Here is a 14,810-nt window from a genome sequence, read left to right as displayed (position 1 = left end):
TCAGCTTTCCATATCCAATCTGGCATCCTTACTGTCAGGACGAGGTTTCAGGTTTTCTTTTTCAATGGTACGGATACAGCTGTTCCAGCGAAGTGTGGCTTCGTCGTTATGTTCCGGTCTTATCTTTTCCGCCTTCTGATAAAACTGTAAAGCTTCTATAAAATAGTCATAAGCGAACACTCTCGCCATACTCTGAGTCAGCATAAAGCGTGCACGCCGCTCGTGAAGCAGCCCGGTATAATAAAACTGCTGATAGCGGCTTTGTAATTTTTCAATGGCTTCTTCAATCGACTTCACTTGCGTCTTTTTACCTGCATGATGCAGCTGATCACTCAAAGCCAAAATATACAAAACAATGGCTTTTTGATTATCAGGCTCGATATGCAAAATATCCGAGCAAATGCTTTCGGCAATCTCAGGCTCATTTAAAGAACGATATTGGCGAGCTTTTTCTAATGCCAACTCAACCGAGTCAGCATGAATATTGTGTAAAATCAGCTCCATTGATAACCCCGAGAAAGCGTGAATTAGATATTGCGTGTTGGGTTCAATCTAATGCAAAGCCTGATGCTTTTCAACATACGGATAAATCACATCGACAAAGCTGACTGATACGTGGTGTAAACACCCTAATTCTGGTATCTTTTATCGTTTTTCTCACGGTTAATTTCGGTTCACACATGCAAAGAAAAATTCTGGTCACCAGCGCTCTCCCTTATGCCAATGGTTCAATACATCTGGGCCACATGGTGGAATACATCCAAACTGACGTCTGGGTACGTTTCCAGAAAATGCGTGGCAACCAATGCTTCTATGTTTGCGCAGATGACGCACATGGCACACCGATTATGCTGCGTGCTCAAAATGAAGGCATCACACCTGAACAGCTGATTAGCGATGTCAGCAAAGAGCATCAGGCTGACTTTTCTGAGTTCAACATTGGCTTTGATAACTTTCATAGTACCCACAGCGATGAAAACCGAGCCTTAGCCAGTCAGATTTATCTTGCTAACCGAGATGCGGGTCATATTGAAGCCAGAACCATTAGCCAAGCCTACGATCCGGAAAAAGAAATGTTCTTACCCGATCGGTTTATTCGCGGTGAATGCCCAAAATGTGGTGCCGCCGATCAATATGGTGATAACTGTGAAGTCTGTGGCGCCACTTATGAACCCACCGAACTCAAAAACCCGGTATCTGCTGTCTCTGGCGCTACGCCGATTACCAAAGAATCCGAGCATTATTTTTTCAAACTCGGTAATTTTGAAAAAACATTAAAAGAATGGACCAACAGTGATCATCTTCAGCCAGAAGTGACACGTAAACTCAGCGAATGGTTTGATAGCGGTTTGCAAGACTGGGACATTTCACGTGACGCGCCCTACTTTGGTTTTGAAATTCCAGATACAGAAAATAAATTCTTTTATGTGTGGATGGATGCGCCGATTGGCTATTTAGCCAGTTTCAAAAACTTCTGTGATCGTACCGGCGTTGATTTTGATTCCTTTATGAAACCAGGCAGCGATACCGAAATGGTGCACTTTATTGGTAAAGACATTATTTATTTCCATGCCCTGTTCTGGCCGGCGATGCTAGAAGGTGCAGGTTTCCGTCAACCAGATAATATCTATGCACACGGTTTCCTGACCGTCGATGGCAAGAAAATGTCGAAATCTCGCGGCACCTTTATCAAAGCACGTACCTATTTGAATCATCTTGACCCAGAATATCTACGTTATTACTTTGCTGCCAAACTCGGCAGTGGTATTGATGATATTGACTTAAGTCTGGAAGACTTCCAAACCCGAATTAATGCTGACTTAGTCGGTAAAGTCGTCAATATCGCCAGCCGGTGCGCCGGTTATCTGAGTAAAAAATGTGATGGCCAGTTAAGTGATTTACTAGCCGATGCGGACTTGTTTGATAGCTTTGTCAATCAAGCCGAAGCATTAGCTGAACGCTACGAAAAACGAGAGTTTGGTCAGGCCATGCGTGAAATTATGGCGCTCGCTGATCGTGCCAACCAATACATTGATGAAATGAAACCTTGGGCGCTAGCCAAAGAAGAAGGTAAAGAGCAAGAAGTTCAAGCCATTTACAGTATGGGCATTAATTTATTCCGTGTATTAATCGCTTATTTAAAACCGGTATTACCGAAAACTGCTGAACAAGCTGAAGCCTTCCTCAATATCAAACCATTGAACTGGGCTGATATCGCATCGCCACTGCTTGGTCATACAATTAATAAATTTACACCTCTGATGACACGTATCGAAAAAGAAAAAATCGATGCCATCATTGAAGAATCAAAAGAAAATATGACAGAAACAAAACCGGCAGAGAAACAAACAGCAAGCAATACAGATATTGACCCCATAGCCGATGAAATCCAGTTTGATGACTTCGCCAAGATTGATTTACGTATTGCCAAAATCGTCAATGCAGAACATGTGGAAGGTGCAGATAAGCTGCTTAAACTCACTTTAGACATAGGCCTGGGTAAACGTCAGGTATTTGCAGGTATTAAATCGGCTTACTCGCCAGAAGACCTTCTCGGTAAATTAACCGTCATGGTCGCCAACCTAGTGCCAAGGAAAATGCGTTTTGGTTTATCAGAAGGTATGGTTTTGGCAGCAGGACCTGGTGGGAAGGATTTGTTTATATTGAATCCAGATGACGGTGCTCAGCCGGGAATGAGAGTGAAATAGATATCACATTATTACAGGCGAAAAAAAGCCCCGCAATGCGGGGCTTTTTTTATAAACTCACTAATACCACGTATTAACATAACCCTTCTGCTAAACATTCAGAAGCATTGTCAACGGACCATGAAACAGCACCTTTCGAGAGCGTTCCATTCAAAATATAGTCAGTATCTACGACAGGAGCATTACCATCACCAATGGCAGTAATCTTAACAGTCGTAGCAGTAGGAGCTGTAACCTCTAGACTTTTAACAAATTGACCACCAGTAGCACCATCAACTGCTTTTTTAACCTGACCAGCGCTAGCACTAACACATGTAGTCGTCGCACCTGTACTTTGAGCACATACTTCTACTGCTGTTTTTGCTGCTGAAGTAGATAATATAACTTCAGAGAATTGGGCTCGAGCCGTATACTGCTGATAAGCAGGTAAAGCAATAGCCGCCAAAATACCGATGATAGCTACAACAATCATCAGTTCGATTAATGTAAAACCTTGTTGGACTTTATTCATATTTATCTCCGTATTTCTTAAATTAAGCACTACGCTTAAACTTCACTAATACAGTTATTGTGCCAACTGTACTTCCATTGATTTTTCATGCACTTATAGCAATGGATTGAACTCTTCTTTTATTACATATGTTAGCCAGTGTCATAAAGTGACACTTTATGTCACTTTCTGGAGCAGGTTGCTATGTATTTCTCTAAGCCTCCATTCCATGGATAAATCTTTAATGCACATTTAGCAACAAAACAGCTTTTTTCTTGATCCTTTATCGCCTCATAACCGTTAATGACATCTTCAAATAATTTTAAGTCAGGATTCATATCTAACTCTTGTTGAAACTGACTAAGCAGTTGCATGATTTTTTGTTTATCACCATTTTCAATCGCATAGTAAAGCACGCTTCTGTTCGCCATATCTCTAGCCTCAGCCTGAAAATAAGGATTTATCAACGCCCGCTGAAGTGGCTGTTCAGTTGTTCGTCCATAGACAAAGTCAATAATGTCTTTCTGGGCTAGGGCAGTTTGTAATAAAAATAAGGATGAAACCAACCCTACTATGAGACTAAGTCCTCTGATAGAGAATCTCGCCATCTGACTAAGCTGATTATTTTTATCAATAACGATATTTCTTAATGTCACAAAAATAAGAAATAACCATACAAACCAATGCAAGGATGAAATATAAAAAGGCAGTTCAAGCATAGTGTGCATTGATATTGGCAGTAACAATGAAAAATAGGCTAGGCTTGTTAGCCCATAAAAGCGGGCTATGAACCATATCGTCGATATCAACGCTATCAAAATACCAACAACAGCTAACATACCTCCCTCAATCGCCCACATTAATAATTCATTATGAGGATGTCCCAATGTATAAGGCATATCAACAGTTGAATAATCTTCATACCAATCAGGTGAGTGAGCTAGCCACTCTTTTTTATAACTACCTATACCATGACCAACAAGTGGTGACGATTGAATTGAGTCAAGAGCAGCGTGATAGATAACCACTCTGGCTTCTGAATTCTCTGCATTAACTAATTTATAGGTTTTATCAGCAGTTCTGTTGAACCCAGCCTGTCCAGCCCATGACGCCAGTAATAAAATTACGATCACAGTACTGAACTTCGCTTTGTGTTCTATTACAGATTTTAATAAACCAAGTAGTAGAAAAATAAGACCAAGTCCCAGTGATAGCAACCCCGTTCTTGAGCCTGATGACACCAAGACATAAGTAGCCAATATGATCGTGCTATAAAGAAGCGACTGAATCAGTTTTTTAGTATTAGCTGATTGAGTAAACAGCAGATAAATAGCAATTAATATTGCTGTAGCTAGATAGCTAGCCGTGACATTTACCTGCTGAAAAATAGTGGTTGGTAAATTGTCATTAGATCTAGGTAACCAATCCCCAATAAAATCTTGCCATTGATGAATCTCAACAACACCATATATGGAAACAAACAGCCCCGATACAACAATAAAAAACAGTACCTGCTCAACAGACAAACTCTTGAACTGAAACAAACCAAACAAAAAAATAACACCGGCAAGGATATATAAAATTCTGAATAACCACGTTACAGGATCAACCACACCGGCTATGACTGCAGACAATAGAATGCCGGCTGGCAGCATCAACAAATAAAGATAATTTTTGGGTAAGGTGATGGTGTCACTACTGGCAACATGCCAGAGCATAAAGCCAATCACTAATGTTGCAGCAAACCAAACCGAAATATTAAACGGTAAATCAAAACCCGTACCACCAATACTCGATTTAATGTAAAACGGCGAAATAACAAATAATAAAAACAGTAGACCTTCAAGTATTCTACTGGGTGATAATCGTTGGTTTTGCATTAAGCAATATCCTTTTGGCTTTTTTAATTCGCTATCACATCGGTTTCAAATCAAACGCAATACAAATACGTTCTTCATCTGAGCTGAATGGAATGGTGCGATGGAAACAGGATGAGGGAAACATCACCAAGTCACCAACTTCCGGAGCAATGGTTTTGGTGGGGAAGTTATCGTGTTTTTTGGGATAGTCATCACCATGGGTGCTTAGCTCGATACTTCCCTCATGTTCATGCTGTTTATTTTTGGGTAATGATAAATACAGCGAGCCACTGACCCAGCCTTCTTCATGAATATGAGAGGTCAGATGACCACCACTTTTCATTTTCACATACCAGGAACTGGCGAACTCGGTGGTTTTCGGGAAAGCTTTAACGAACTGACAGTTTTCTCCGGCAAAAGTCTGACGATATAGTTCTACTGCTTGAGCAACATATTCTGCCAGTTGCCTGAATGATGCTTCGGGGCGTTTAAATAAATTACCGGAAGATTGCACACCATTGTATAGTCGTCCCTGAGACTTTTCATCCACATCGCAGGTATGAATATCTTGTAAAAGCTGGTTTAAAAACTCGCTATTGTTTTTAAGCTCGGGGATTTCGGTATGAAACACAAAATCCAGTGGATTTTTACAGAAATTGTAGTCATTCTCGGTGCCAAAGTTTTCAGCATAATGCCCGGCTAATGTCGCTAAAAATGGCGAGTTGTCTTTACTTCGCTTTAATGCATCAAGGCCGTTCTTAAACTTCTCAAACTGCCCTGTTTTATAAAGACAATATAAGGATCGCTCCTGCCAATCAGCGTATTGAGAGCGTTGGAAATGCTCCAAGGCACCCTGCAAATCACCACTATCATAAAGATACACAGCCAGACTGTAGTTAGCCATCGGTAAATCAGGATTGAGTTCTAATGCACGTTTATAGGCAGCAACCGATTCGTCATATCGGCCTTGATCACGCAAGACTTCCCCAACACTGCGATGCACATCGGCATAATCGGGATTAAGTTCTAATGCCTTGTTATAGGCAGCTATGGCCTCACCTAATTTACCTTGATTTTTGTAGGCTGTGCCGAGGTTGAAATAAATCTGTGCATCGTTATGAATATGTAAAGCCTTATTGTATGTGTTGATGGCTTCAATCAACATGCCCTGTTCTTGCAAAACAACGCCCAGATTTACCATGGCTTCATAAAAGCCCGGCTCAAGCTCAATCGCTTTTTGATAATTTTGGCTTGCCTGCAGGTATTGCTTTAAGGCTTGATGAGCGATGCCCATATTATAATAAGCATCGACGAGATTCGGTTTAAGACTGACGGCTTTTTTATAACTCTGGATAGCTTCTTCATGACGGTTCATATTGGTGAGAAGCGCCGCTAGATTAAAATGCATTTCGGCAATACTGGGATCAATTTTTATCGCCTTACGAAAAGCCTCAACCGCTTCTTTTGTTTTATTTTGTCCCGCTAAGGCATTGCCATAGAGGTTGTGTAAAACAAACGCATTAGGAAACTGTTTAAGCAGTTTTTTCGAGATGGCTTCCGCCATCGCTAACTGACCTGAATTTAACGCATTGAGGATGGGTTGAATTTCTGCTTGAGATATTTGTCTTAGGGGCGCGTTCTTTTTCATATTGAGCTCAGCGTCTTGAATTCAGAGGTTATGGATATCATTTAAGATAGCCGAATGTAGCCCAGGGAATATTTTCCCGCAACCGTTGGCAAAACGTAAAATCTCACATTAATCAACTTACATATTTTAAGGTTATAAAAATCAGATGGATACAGTAACACAAGCATTACTCGGCGGTGCCGTAGGTTATATGGTTGCTGGTAAAAAATCCCCACGAAAAGCGGTGTTATGGGGAGCGGCAATTGCCGTGTTACCCGATTTAGATATCTTTATTCCCCATGAGACTGATCTGGCTTCAATGACAATGCACCGAAGTTGGAGTCATTCCTGGTTTGTCCAGACGGCAGTCGCTCCTCTACTCGCGATCTTATTGCATCGTTTTGATAAAACCTTTAGCTACTTCAGCTGGTTTTTGATGACCTGGTTGGCCTTAATTACCCATTCAGGGCTGGATGCACTCACCGTCTATGGCACGCAATTATTCTGGCCGTTAATGCCGAGTCCGGTTTCTGGTGGCAGTGTGTTCATTATTGATCCGACCTACTCCATCCCGCTTTTAATTGGTTTTTTAGCAGTATTAATCGCACCAGATAAAATCATCAGTGCGAAACTCATGCGTTATACCTTTGCTTTTAGCTGTGTGTATCTAACATGGGGACTACTTGCTCAACAGTGGGTTGAACATCAAGCTGAAAGCGCTTTTGCTGAGCAAGGTATTGAGGTCGATCAGATGCAAGTCTCTGCAACTGCTTTTAATACCCTTTTGTGGCGAGTGATTGCCGTCAATGATGAACACTACTTTGAGGGTTTTCATTCTGTATTCGAGGGTCGTCACCCCATCATGTTAAATACGTACCAACGTGGTGCCGAACTCATCGGTAAAGTGGATCATTACCCAAGCTATAAGCGCATAGACTGGTTCACCAACGGCTTATTCAAACTCGAGCTGCAAGGTGATCATATCGTGGCTTCAGATTTACGCATGGGGATGGAGCCGAGTTATTTTTTCCGCTTTAACATCGCTGAAAAAGGTCAGCACCAATACATACCCAGCATCCCGAACCGATTCGCAACCAGCAATCACCGTGAGGAAGGGGCTCGCTGGGTCTGGCAACGGATATGGAACCCTGCTGTCGAATTTAATCCTCAGTCAAATTAGTATTTTTTCGTTGATTAACAATACGTTTAACAGGTTTTTTGTTTCTCCTAATTTTGGTGTAATGGTGTCATGACACAGACAAATGAAAGCAATACCACAAATGGCCTGCTTAACTGGCAGTTTGATAATCAATTTATTCAGCGTTTACCTGCTGATGCAGAAACAGGCAACTTCCGCCGACAAGTGCTTGGCGCTTGCTTTTCCTATGTCACACCAAGAAAAGCAACATCACCGACGTTGATGGCCTACTCAGCGGAAATGTCCGAAGAACTTGGACTCAATGATGAGGATTGTCACAGCGACTTATTCAAGCAGGTTTTTGTCGGCAACCAACAACTTGAAGGCATGCAACCCCATGCCCAATGTTATGGCGGTCACCAGTTTGGTAATTGGGCTGGCCAGCTAGGCGATGGTCGTGCCATCAATTTGGGTGAAGTTATTGGAGAGTCAGGACAACGCTGGAGCTTGCAACTTAAAGGTTCAGGGGAAACGCCCTACTCACGTACTGCTGATGGTCTGGCCGTGTTACGTTCATCCGTACGTGAGTTTTTATGTAGTGAAGCCATGTACCATCTTGGCGTGCCAACCACCCGAGCATTGAGCCTTATCACCACAGGTGACGATGTGATTCGGGATATGTTTTATGATGGCCGGCCACAGAGCGAACCGGGGGCAGTGGTCTGCCGAGTTGCGCCCTCTTTTCTGCGTCTGGGCAGTTATGAAATATTTAGTGCCCGTGGCGACAGCGAAACCTTAAAAACCTTGGTCGATTACACCATTGATACGTTTTATCCTCACTTAGGTGCGCCAAGTAAACAGAGCTACTTAGATTGGTTCCGAGAAATCTGTGAACGCACAGCCGATATGGTGGTTGATTGGATGCGAGTGGGTTTTGTGCATGGTGTGTTTAATACAGATAACACATCCGTGCTCGGCCTGACTATCGATTACGGCCCTTATGGCTGGATTGATGACTACGATCCCAACTGGACGCCCAACACCACTGACGCAACCGGTAAGCGTTATCGTTTTGGTGCCCAACCACAAATTGCCCAATGGAATCTATTGCAAATGGCTAACGCCATCTATCCACTGATTGATGATGCTGAAGCTTTGAGAAATATTCTGAATGACTATGTCACTGTCTATACAGATAAATGGCAACAAATGCGTGCCGATAAATTAGGTTTGGCTGAATTTAAGCCTGCAGATGAAGCCTTACATCAGGATCTAAATCGCGTTATGCAACTCACCGAAACCGATATGACCTTGTTCTATCGGCACCTCGCTGATGTAAACGTCACTGATAAAAATAAAACCGATGATGAGCTTCTCTCACCCTTAATGGTGGCTTTTTATTCACCTGATGCACTCAGTCAGGCAGATAAAAAAGACATCGCCAACTGGGTCAGAGATTATCTCAAACGTGTTGAGGAAGAAGGCATCAGTGACGAAAAACGTAAAACAAAGATGAACGCTGTTAACCCCAAATATGTTTTGCGTAACTATTTGTCGCAGCTTGCCATCGATAAAGCGGAACAAGGCGACCCAAGCCTAATCAATGAGCTTATGGAGGTAATGCGTCGCCCCTATGATGAACAACCACAATATGAAAGCTATGCAGCAAAACGTCCTGACTGGGCCAGGAACAAACCCGGCTGCTCTATGCTCTCATGTAGTTCATAGTCTGTAATTTATTAAGGAAATGACAGTGAACCTGGTCAAGACGCTCTCCGCTTTCGCTTTTCTCATTAGCAGCTCATTTGTTGCTGCCGATATCAGTCGGGATAAAGATCTTAATATTGAAAAAATACTGTCTGATATTCCTGTCGCATGGGGCATGGATTATCTGAATGATAATGTTTTGCTGATCAGCCAGCGCGATGGACACTTGTATCAATTTCATCAGGATACAAAACGATTACATGAAATTACCGGCTTACCCGTCGATATTCTGGTGCAGGGTCAAGGCGGTTTATTCGATGTCAAACGCTCACCAGACTATGAAAAAACAGGCTGGATTTATCTGAGTTACGCCAAAGATGTGGATGACGAAGGTGCCACTACACTGGCTAGAGCTAAAATTGAAAACAACGCTCTCACCCATTGGCAGGAATTACTGGTGACACAATCGCGTACCGGTAACGATGTACACTATGGTGGACGCATTACGTTTGACGGCAAGGGCCATATTTTCCTGTCAGTCGGCGAACGCGGTGAACGTCCCAATGCGCAGAACTTAATGACTCATGCCGGCACGATTCTACGCCTCAATATGGATGGGACGGCGCCAGCGGATAACCCCTTCGTTGGCAAAAATGAAGCCCTGCCGGAAATCTGGAGTTATGGTCACCGAAATCCTCAGGGTCTGTTTTATAACCAGCAAACCCAGCAGTTATGGGAAATTGAACATGGCCCCCGTGGTGGCGATGAAATCAATTTAATCGAAGTCGGCAAAAATTATGGCTGGCCTGAAATTTCTTATGGAAAAGAATACTGGGCACCGCTTTCTGTGGGACATGGTACTCACGAGGAAGGTATGGAACAGCCCATTAAAACCTATATCCCCTCCATCGCACCGAGCAGTCTTATCCAATATCAGGGCACCTTATTTCCACAATGGCATGGAAAACTCATCATCGGCGCACTCAGCTTACAACACCTGAATATTGTCACGCTGAATGATAAAAACGAAGCAGTTGACGAGCAGCGTTTATTGAACACGTTATCCCGCAGAATACGAAATGTCATTGAAATGCCCGATGGTGCATTGCTGATCAGTACTGACTCTGGTGATATCTACCGGATTTCCCCAAAAACAGAATAAATATAATGACGACGACTTAAAACCTCATAGTTTGACAGTCAGCAAGCCTTAATAAATAATGATAATAATTCACATTAACATTAAGGCCAGTCTTGAACAATCTTACCTATCAAGAGGATAAAGAAGTCACTGCTCTCTATATTGAGCATAAGAGCTGGCTACATCGTTGGCTACGTAACAAGCTTCAATGTGATGAGTTAGCACGTGATCTGGTGCAATCGACATTTGTCAGATTATTGCTTAAACCTGAAACGATTAATGAACTTAAACAGCCACGCGCATATCTGACCACCATCGCACACGGCCTGGTTAATGATCACTGGCGCCGCCAGCATGTTGAGCAAGCCTATCTCGAAGCACTGGCTTTATATCCGGAAGAGCTTTGCCCATCTGAAGAACACCGTGCTATCGCTTTAGACACATTGATGGAGTTAGTCAGCTTATTAGCAAATATGAAAAAGCCTGTTCATGATGCCTTTATTTTATCTCAGATAGAAGGCCTTACCTATCGGCAAATCAGTGACAAACTCGGTGTTTCCGAACGCACAATCAAAACGTATATGGCTGATGCCATGTTGCAATGCTTACGTGTTAAAAACGCCTATTCATAAATATGCATCCCAAACATCAGGCCGTTATTGAAGATCAGGTATTACAGGAAGCTTCAACCTGGTTCGCCATATTACAAAGCGAAAATGTCAGCAGAGAAGATCAACAAAAATGGCGGGAATGGCTATCGCAGTGCCCAGCTAATCAACTGGCCTGGGAACAAATAGAAGGTATTCAGGCAGAATTTAATCAAGCGGCAAACTCATCTACATCACAATACGTTATTAAACAGACACCCTCGCGGTTTTTTGCCTCTAAAACGACCTCTCTTTTCAGTGCTGTACTGGTCATCATCGTTTCCCTTTTAACTTTCTCTTTTTTCACTCCTTTTTATTCAGAAATAGATAAAAGTCATTTCCAGACAGCCGTGGGAGAAACACGTATGATTCGCTTAGCTGATGGCACTCAGCTCTGGCTTAATACAAATAGCAGTGTCGATACTCAATTCAGTGCTGATTTACGTCAAATCATCTTACATAAAGGTGAAATATTCATTAGCAGTGGTAAAGATAAGGAATATCATCATCGTCCATTGGTAGTAGATACAAAGGATGGCCGGCTCACAGCCCTAGGTACGCGTTTCAATGTTCGTTATGAAAATAATAAAACCTCGCTGAGCGTTTTCGAAGGTTCTGTAAAAACAGCGCCAAGCCAACAGCCAACGGCGGTCATCACCCAAGCTGGTGAACAAACCATTTTTAATCAACAAAAGATACTGACAAACTCATTGCCTGTCGATCCGGTCAATGAAGCCTGGACCAACGGCATATTGCTCGCCAATGATATGCCCCTGTGTGACTTTGTTATTGAGCTCAATCGTTACCAGGAATCGATGATTATCTGTCCAGACGAACTCAATACCCTACGACTGATGGGCAGCTACCCGCTCAATAATATTCCCAGAGTGTTAACGGCCGTTGAGCACTCATTGCCCGTGCATATCTGGCAGGTCAACAAAAAAATATGGCGTATCGATAAAACCCGTTAATTTTTTTATGATTTACTTCCCTTTTTCCGCTGCTGTCCGGCATAGCTATCAAAGACACTAAAGCAGATGAGGAAAAAGATGAAAAACCAAAAGATGGCTGCGGCACTGATCAATAAACGACGCAAAGCCCGTCAGCTCCTTTTAAGCTCCATCGTTCTGAGTGGAAGTTTGTTATACCAGCCTCAGAGCGTTTTTGCCGACAACGCTCAGCAACATTATGAAATTCAACAAGGCGATTTAGCATTGGTATTAAACCAATTCGCCAGCCGTGCCGGGATTTTACTCTCAGCAGATGCCGCATTAACCAGCGGTAAATCCAGTCAAGGCCTGTCCGGTGACTATGCAACCGAACAAGGGTTAAACATGATTCTGGCTGGCACCGGACTCACGTTCAGCAAATCTGCTGACAATAGCTATTATTTAGAAAAAAAACGATCGCCAGAGCAACAAATGACTGTTGCTGATAACCGTCCTCAATCGGTTAATCTAGAGGCATTAATGGTGATGGGAACACCCCAATTTCGTTATGACAGTCGTGAAGTTAAAACAGGCACTCGCATTGCTAAAGATGTGACAGAAATGGCGCGCAGTGTCGATATTATCCCTGAACAACTGTTATTAGATTCACAAGCGCGTGAAATGGAAGATGTGTATAAGTTATCACCAAACGTGGTCAACTCTGACGGGTATGGCGGCACCCGTGAAGACTATCTTATCAGGGGCTTCAGACGACCTGCAGACATTTACCGCAACGGTGTTCGCCTCAAAACAGGCCGACGTATCGATCCCGCCACTGTCGACAATATTCAAATTATCAAAGGCCCCGTGGCAGATATAGGACAAATGATGCCGGGGGGGCTTGTTAACATTATCACTAAAAAACCTCAGCTAGAGAATGAAAATCATCTCTCAACCAGCTTTGATGAGTATGGTCAGCAACGTGCTGTCTTTGACTCAACAGGCGCAATCGCTGATAGCCATAATCTGGCATATCGAGTCACTGGTTCATGGGAAGACAGTGAAACCTTCCGCGACAACTCAGATATCGACAGACGCTTTTTATCCAGTTCACTCTCGTGGTTTGGTGATGAAGGCGAATATATCAATGTGAATTATGAATACAGTAAAGAAAAGCGTTCGTTTGATCGTGGTGTTATCACGGTTCCATTAGCAAATGGCAAACGGAAAATTGCTGATGTATCTAGCGATACAAGTTATGACGCCGGTTTCAGCTTTAATGAGGTAGAATCGAATCTGGTAGAAATCGATACGATTTTCCCCATCAAACAAAGCGGTTGGAATATCGAATCCAAACTGTTTTATAACAGTGAAAAAGCCGACGATACTCATGTTGAAGTTGGGGGGGTAGCAACCGATGGAACAATAACACGAGGTGTTCAAGGTAACATAGATCGTGAATTAAATACTTTCTTCGCTCGTTTACAGGCCCGAGGAGAATTTGATTTATTCCTGCCAATGAAGCTTGTAACGGGTGTTGAATATCACGAGCAAGACGAAGAATGGATTAACTTTGCCGGTAGTGCTCAAACGGGTGGGACCGTTGCCAGTCCAAACAGTTATCCCCTAATTAATGACATTGTAGTAACTAGCCTTAATCATCGTGATGTCAATATGAAGTCATACGGCCCATTCGCTCAGCTTGATATGCAAGCTTCTGATGAGATCACCATCACGCTAGGCTTTCGAGAAGAGTTTTATTCGGCAGATTTTGAACGTCGTGTACTCAGTTCAGGTGTCGTCACCTCAGCCGATACACCGCATGATAGTAAATTCACAAAAAGTGCTGGGGTTGTCTGGAACGTTATTCCAGAAGTATCCCTCTATACATCTTATGCCGATACGTTCATGGCGCAAAATGTTTATACGGGTCAACAGCAACAAACTGCCCTGCCACCACAGGAAGGCAGACAATACGAGGCGGGTGTAAAGTGGTCAACCTTTGGTGACAGACTTCTGCTGACTATGGCGTATTTTGATATTAAACAAAACAATGTCTATGAAAGTGTTAATGGCGAAGCTGAGTTAACTGGCGGCATTGATACCAATGGTGTCGAATTCAGTGTTGCCGGAAGCCCAGTTTCTGGCTGGAATATCCGAGCATCACTCGGGTTACTTAATGCCGAAATTGTCAGCGAAGATACTGAAACCAATGGTAACCGTCCCACTAATGTGCCAGAACATACCGCTAATCTATGGACAAGTTACGAGTTCCAAGGCGTCGATAATCCTTTAAGTGGATTTGGTATTGGCGGTGGTATTACCCATGTCGGTAATCGCTATGGTGATAGCGAGCATAGTTTTGATTTAGGTGACTACACACTGGTTGATGCCGGTATTTGGTATTACTTCCCGGCTATTGGCAGTTCAACTCTAAGAGTAGACTTAGGCGTAAAAAATATCACGGATGAAAAATACTACACAGCCTCCGGCGGCGCATATCGCATCTCTGTAGGAGCACCAAGAACGGTCTTTGGTGGGTTGCGTCTGGACTTCTAAAGAAA

At 42.9% G+C, this 14,810-nt stretch carries 11 protein-coding genes; 7 read left to right on the top strand and 4 right to left on the bottom strand.

All coding sequences use genetic code 11. The features are described from left to right. Nucleotides 1-504, bottom strand: a complete 504-nt coding sequence (locus MAMP_RS04615) for a hypothetical protein (protein ID WP_007144823.1) — start codon at nt 502-504, stop codon at nt 1-3. Between the two features lie 176 nt (nt 505-680). On the opposite strand from MAMP_RS04615, the gene metG reads away from it, so the two are divergent. Then, nucleotides 681-2,708, top strand: coding sequence for a methionine--tRNA ligase (gene metG / locus MAMP_RS04610; protein ID WP_007144822.1), 2,028 nt, complete (start codon nt 681-683; stop codon nt 2,706-2,708). Nucleotides 2,709-2,781: 73 nt separating this feature from the next. Here the strand turns inward: metG and MAMP_RS04605 are convergent, their stop codons facing one another. From MAMP_RS04605 to MAMP_RS04595, 3 genes are all read right to left on the bottom strand, one after another. Next, nucleotides 2,782-3,219: a pilin gene (locus MAMP_RS04605; protein WP_007144821.1), complete on the bottom strand. Its 438-nt coding sequence runs from the start codon at nt 3,217-3,219 to the stop codon at nt 2,782-2,784. 161 nt (nt 3,220-3,380) lie between these two features. Further along, nucleotides 3,381-5,078, bottom strand: a complete 1,698-nt coding sequence (locus tag MAMP_RS04600) for a PglL family O-oligosaccharyltransferase (protein WP_007144820.1) — start codon at nt 5,076-5,078, stop codon at nt 3,381-3,383. A gap of 34 nt (nt 5,079-5,112) precedes the next feature. Then, complete coding sequence (locus MAMP_RS04595) at nt 5,113-6,705, bottom strand: tetratricopeptide repeat protein (protein WP_007144819.1); 1,593 nt, start codon at nt 6,703-6,705, stop codon at nt 5,113-5,115. 145 nt (nt 6,706-6,850) lie between these two features. On the opposite strand from MAMP_RS04595, the gene MAMP_RS04590 reads away from it, so the two are divergent. The 6 genes from MAMP_RS04590 (at nt 6,851) to MAMP_RS04565 (ending at nt 14,805) form a co-directional block, all read left to right on the top strand. Then, complete coding sequence (locus MAMP_RS04590) at nt 6,851-7,864, top strand: metal-dependent hydrolase (RefSeq protein ID WP_007144818.1); 1,014 nt, start codon at nt 6,851-6,853, stop codon at nt 7,862-7,864. Between the two features lie 69 nt (nt 7,865-7,933). Beyond that, nucleotides 7,934-9,550, top strand: coding sequence for a protein adenylyltransferase SelO (locus MAMP_RS04585; RefSeq protein WP_007144817.1), 1,617 nt, complete (start codon nt 7,934-7,936; stop codon nt 9,548-9,550). A 19-nt stretch (nt 9,551-9,569) separates the two neighbouring features. Further along, nucleotides 9,570-10,691, top strand: coding sequence for a PQQ-dependent sugar dehydrogenase (locus MAMP_RS04580; RefSeq protein WP_050797517.1), 1,122 nt, complete (start codon nt 9,570-9,572; stop codon nt 10,689-10,691). 92 nt (nt 10,692-10,783) lie between these two features. Next, on the top strand, nt 10,784-11,302 hold the full coding sequence (locus MAMP_RS04575) for a sigma-70 family RNA polymerase sigma factor (protein ID WP_007144815.1): 519 nt from the start codon (nt 10,784-10,786) through the stop codon (nt 11,300-11,302). Nucleotides 11,303-11,304: 2 nt separating this feature from the next. Beyond that, the gene (locus tag MAMP_RS04570; protein WP_007144814.1) at nt 11,305-12,288 is read left to right on the top strand and encodes a FecR family protein; all 984 of its coding nucleotides are present in this window, start codon (nt 11,305-11,307) and stop codon (nt 12,286-12,288) included. A gap of 78 nt (nt 12,289-12,366) precedes the next feature. Next, on the top strand, nt 12,367-14,805 hold the full coding sequence (locus tag MAMP_RS04565; RefSeq protein ID WP_007144813.1) for a TonB-dependent receptor: 2,439 nt from the start codon (nt 12,367-12,369) through the stop codon (nt 14,803-14,805). Nucleotides 14,806-14,810: the final 5 nt, after the last annotated feature.

The organism is Methylophaga thalassica MP, from assembly GCF_000214595.1.
Classification (GTDB): domain Bacteria; phylum Pseudomonadota; class Gammaproteobacteria; order Nitrosococcales; family Methylophagaceae; genus Methylophaga; species Methylophaga thalassica.
This window is presented reverse-complemented; position numbering and strand designations above follow the sequence as displayed.

What these genes read in the sequence shown, in the direction of transcription:
- metG (WP_007144822.1), top strand. Translation starts at nt 681, where the DNA reads ATGCAAAGAAAAATTCTGGTCACCAGCGCTCTCCCTTATGCCAATGGT.
- MAMP_RS04580 (WP_050797517.1), top strand. Translation starts at nt 9,570, where the DNA reads ATGACAGTGAACCTGGTCAAGACGCTCTCCGCTTTCGCTTTTCTCATT.
- MAMP_RS04590 (WP_007144818.1), top strand. Translation starts at nt 6,851, where the DNA reads ATGGATACAGTAACACAAGCATTACTCGGCGGTGCCGTAGGTTATATG.
- MAMP_RS04595 (WP_007144819.1), bottom strand. Translation starts at nt 6,705, where the DNA reads ATGAAAAAGAACGCGCCCCTAAGACAAATATCTCAAGCAGAAATTCAA.
- MAMP_RS04585 (WP_007144817.1), top strand. Translation starts at nt 7,934, where the DNA reads ATGACACAGACAAATGAAAGCAATACCACAAATGGCCTGCTTAACTGG.
- MAMP_RS04615 (WP_007144823.1), bottom strand. Translation starts at nt 504, where the DNA reads ATGGAGCTGATTTTACACAATATTCATGCTGACTCGGTTGAGTTGGCA.
- MAMP_RS04605 (WP_007144821.1), bottom strand. Translation starts at nt 3,219, where the DNA reads ATGAATAAAGTCCAACAAGGTTTTACATTAATCGAACTGATGATTGTT.
- MAMP_RS04600 (WP_007144820.1), bottom strand. Translation starts at nt 5,078, where the DNA reads ATGCAAAACCAACGATTATCACCCAGTAGAATACTTGAAGGTCTACTG.
- MAMP_RS04570 (WP_007144814.1), top strand. Translation starts at nt 11,305, where the DNA reads ATGCATCCCAAACATCAGGCCGTTATTGAAGATCAGGTATTACAGGAA.
- MAMP_RS04565 (WP_007144813.1), top strand. Translation starts at nt 12,367, where the DNA reads ATGAAAAACCAAAAGATGGCTGCGGCACTGATCAATAAACGACGCAAA.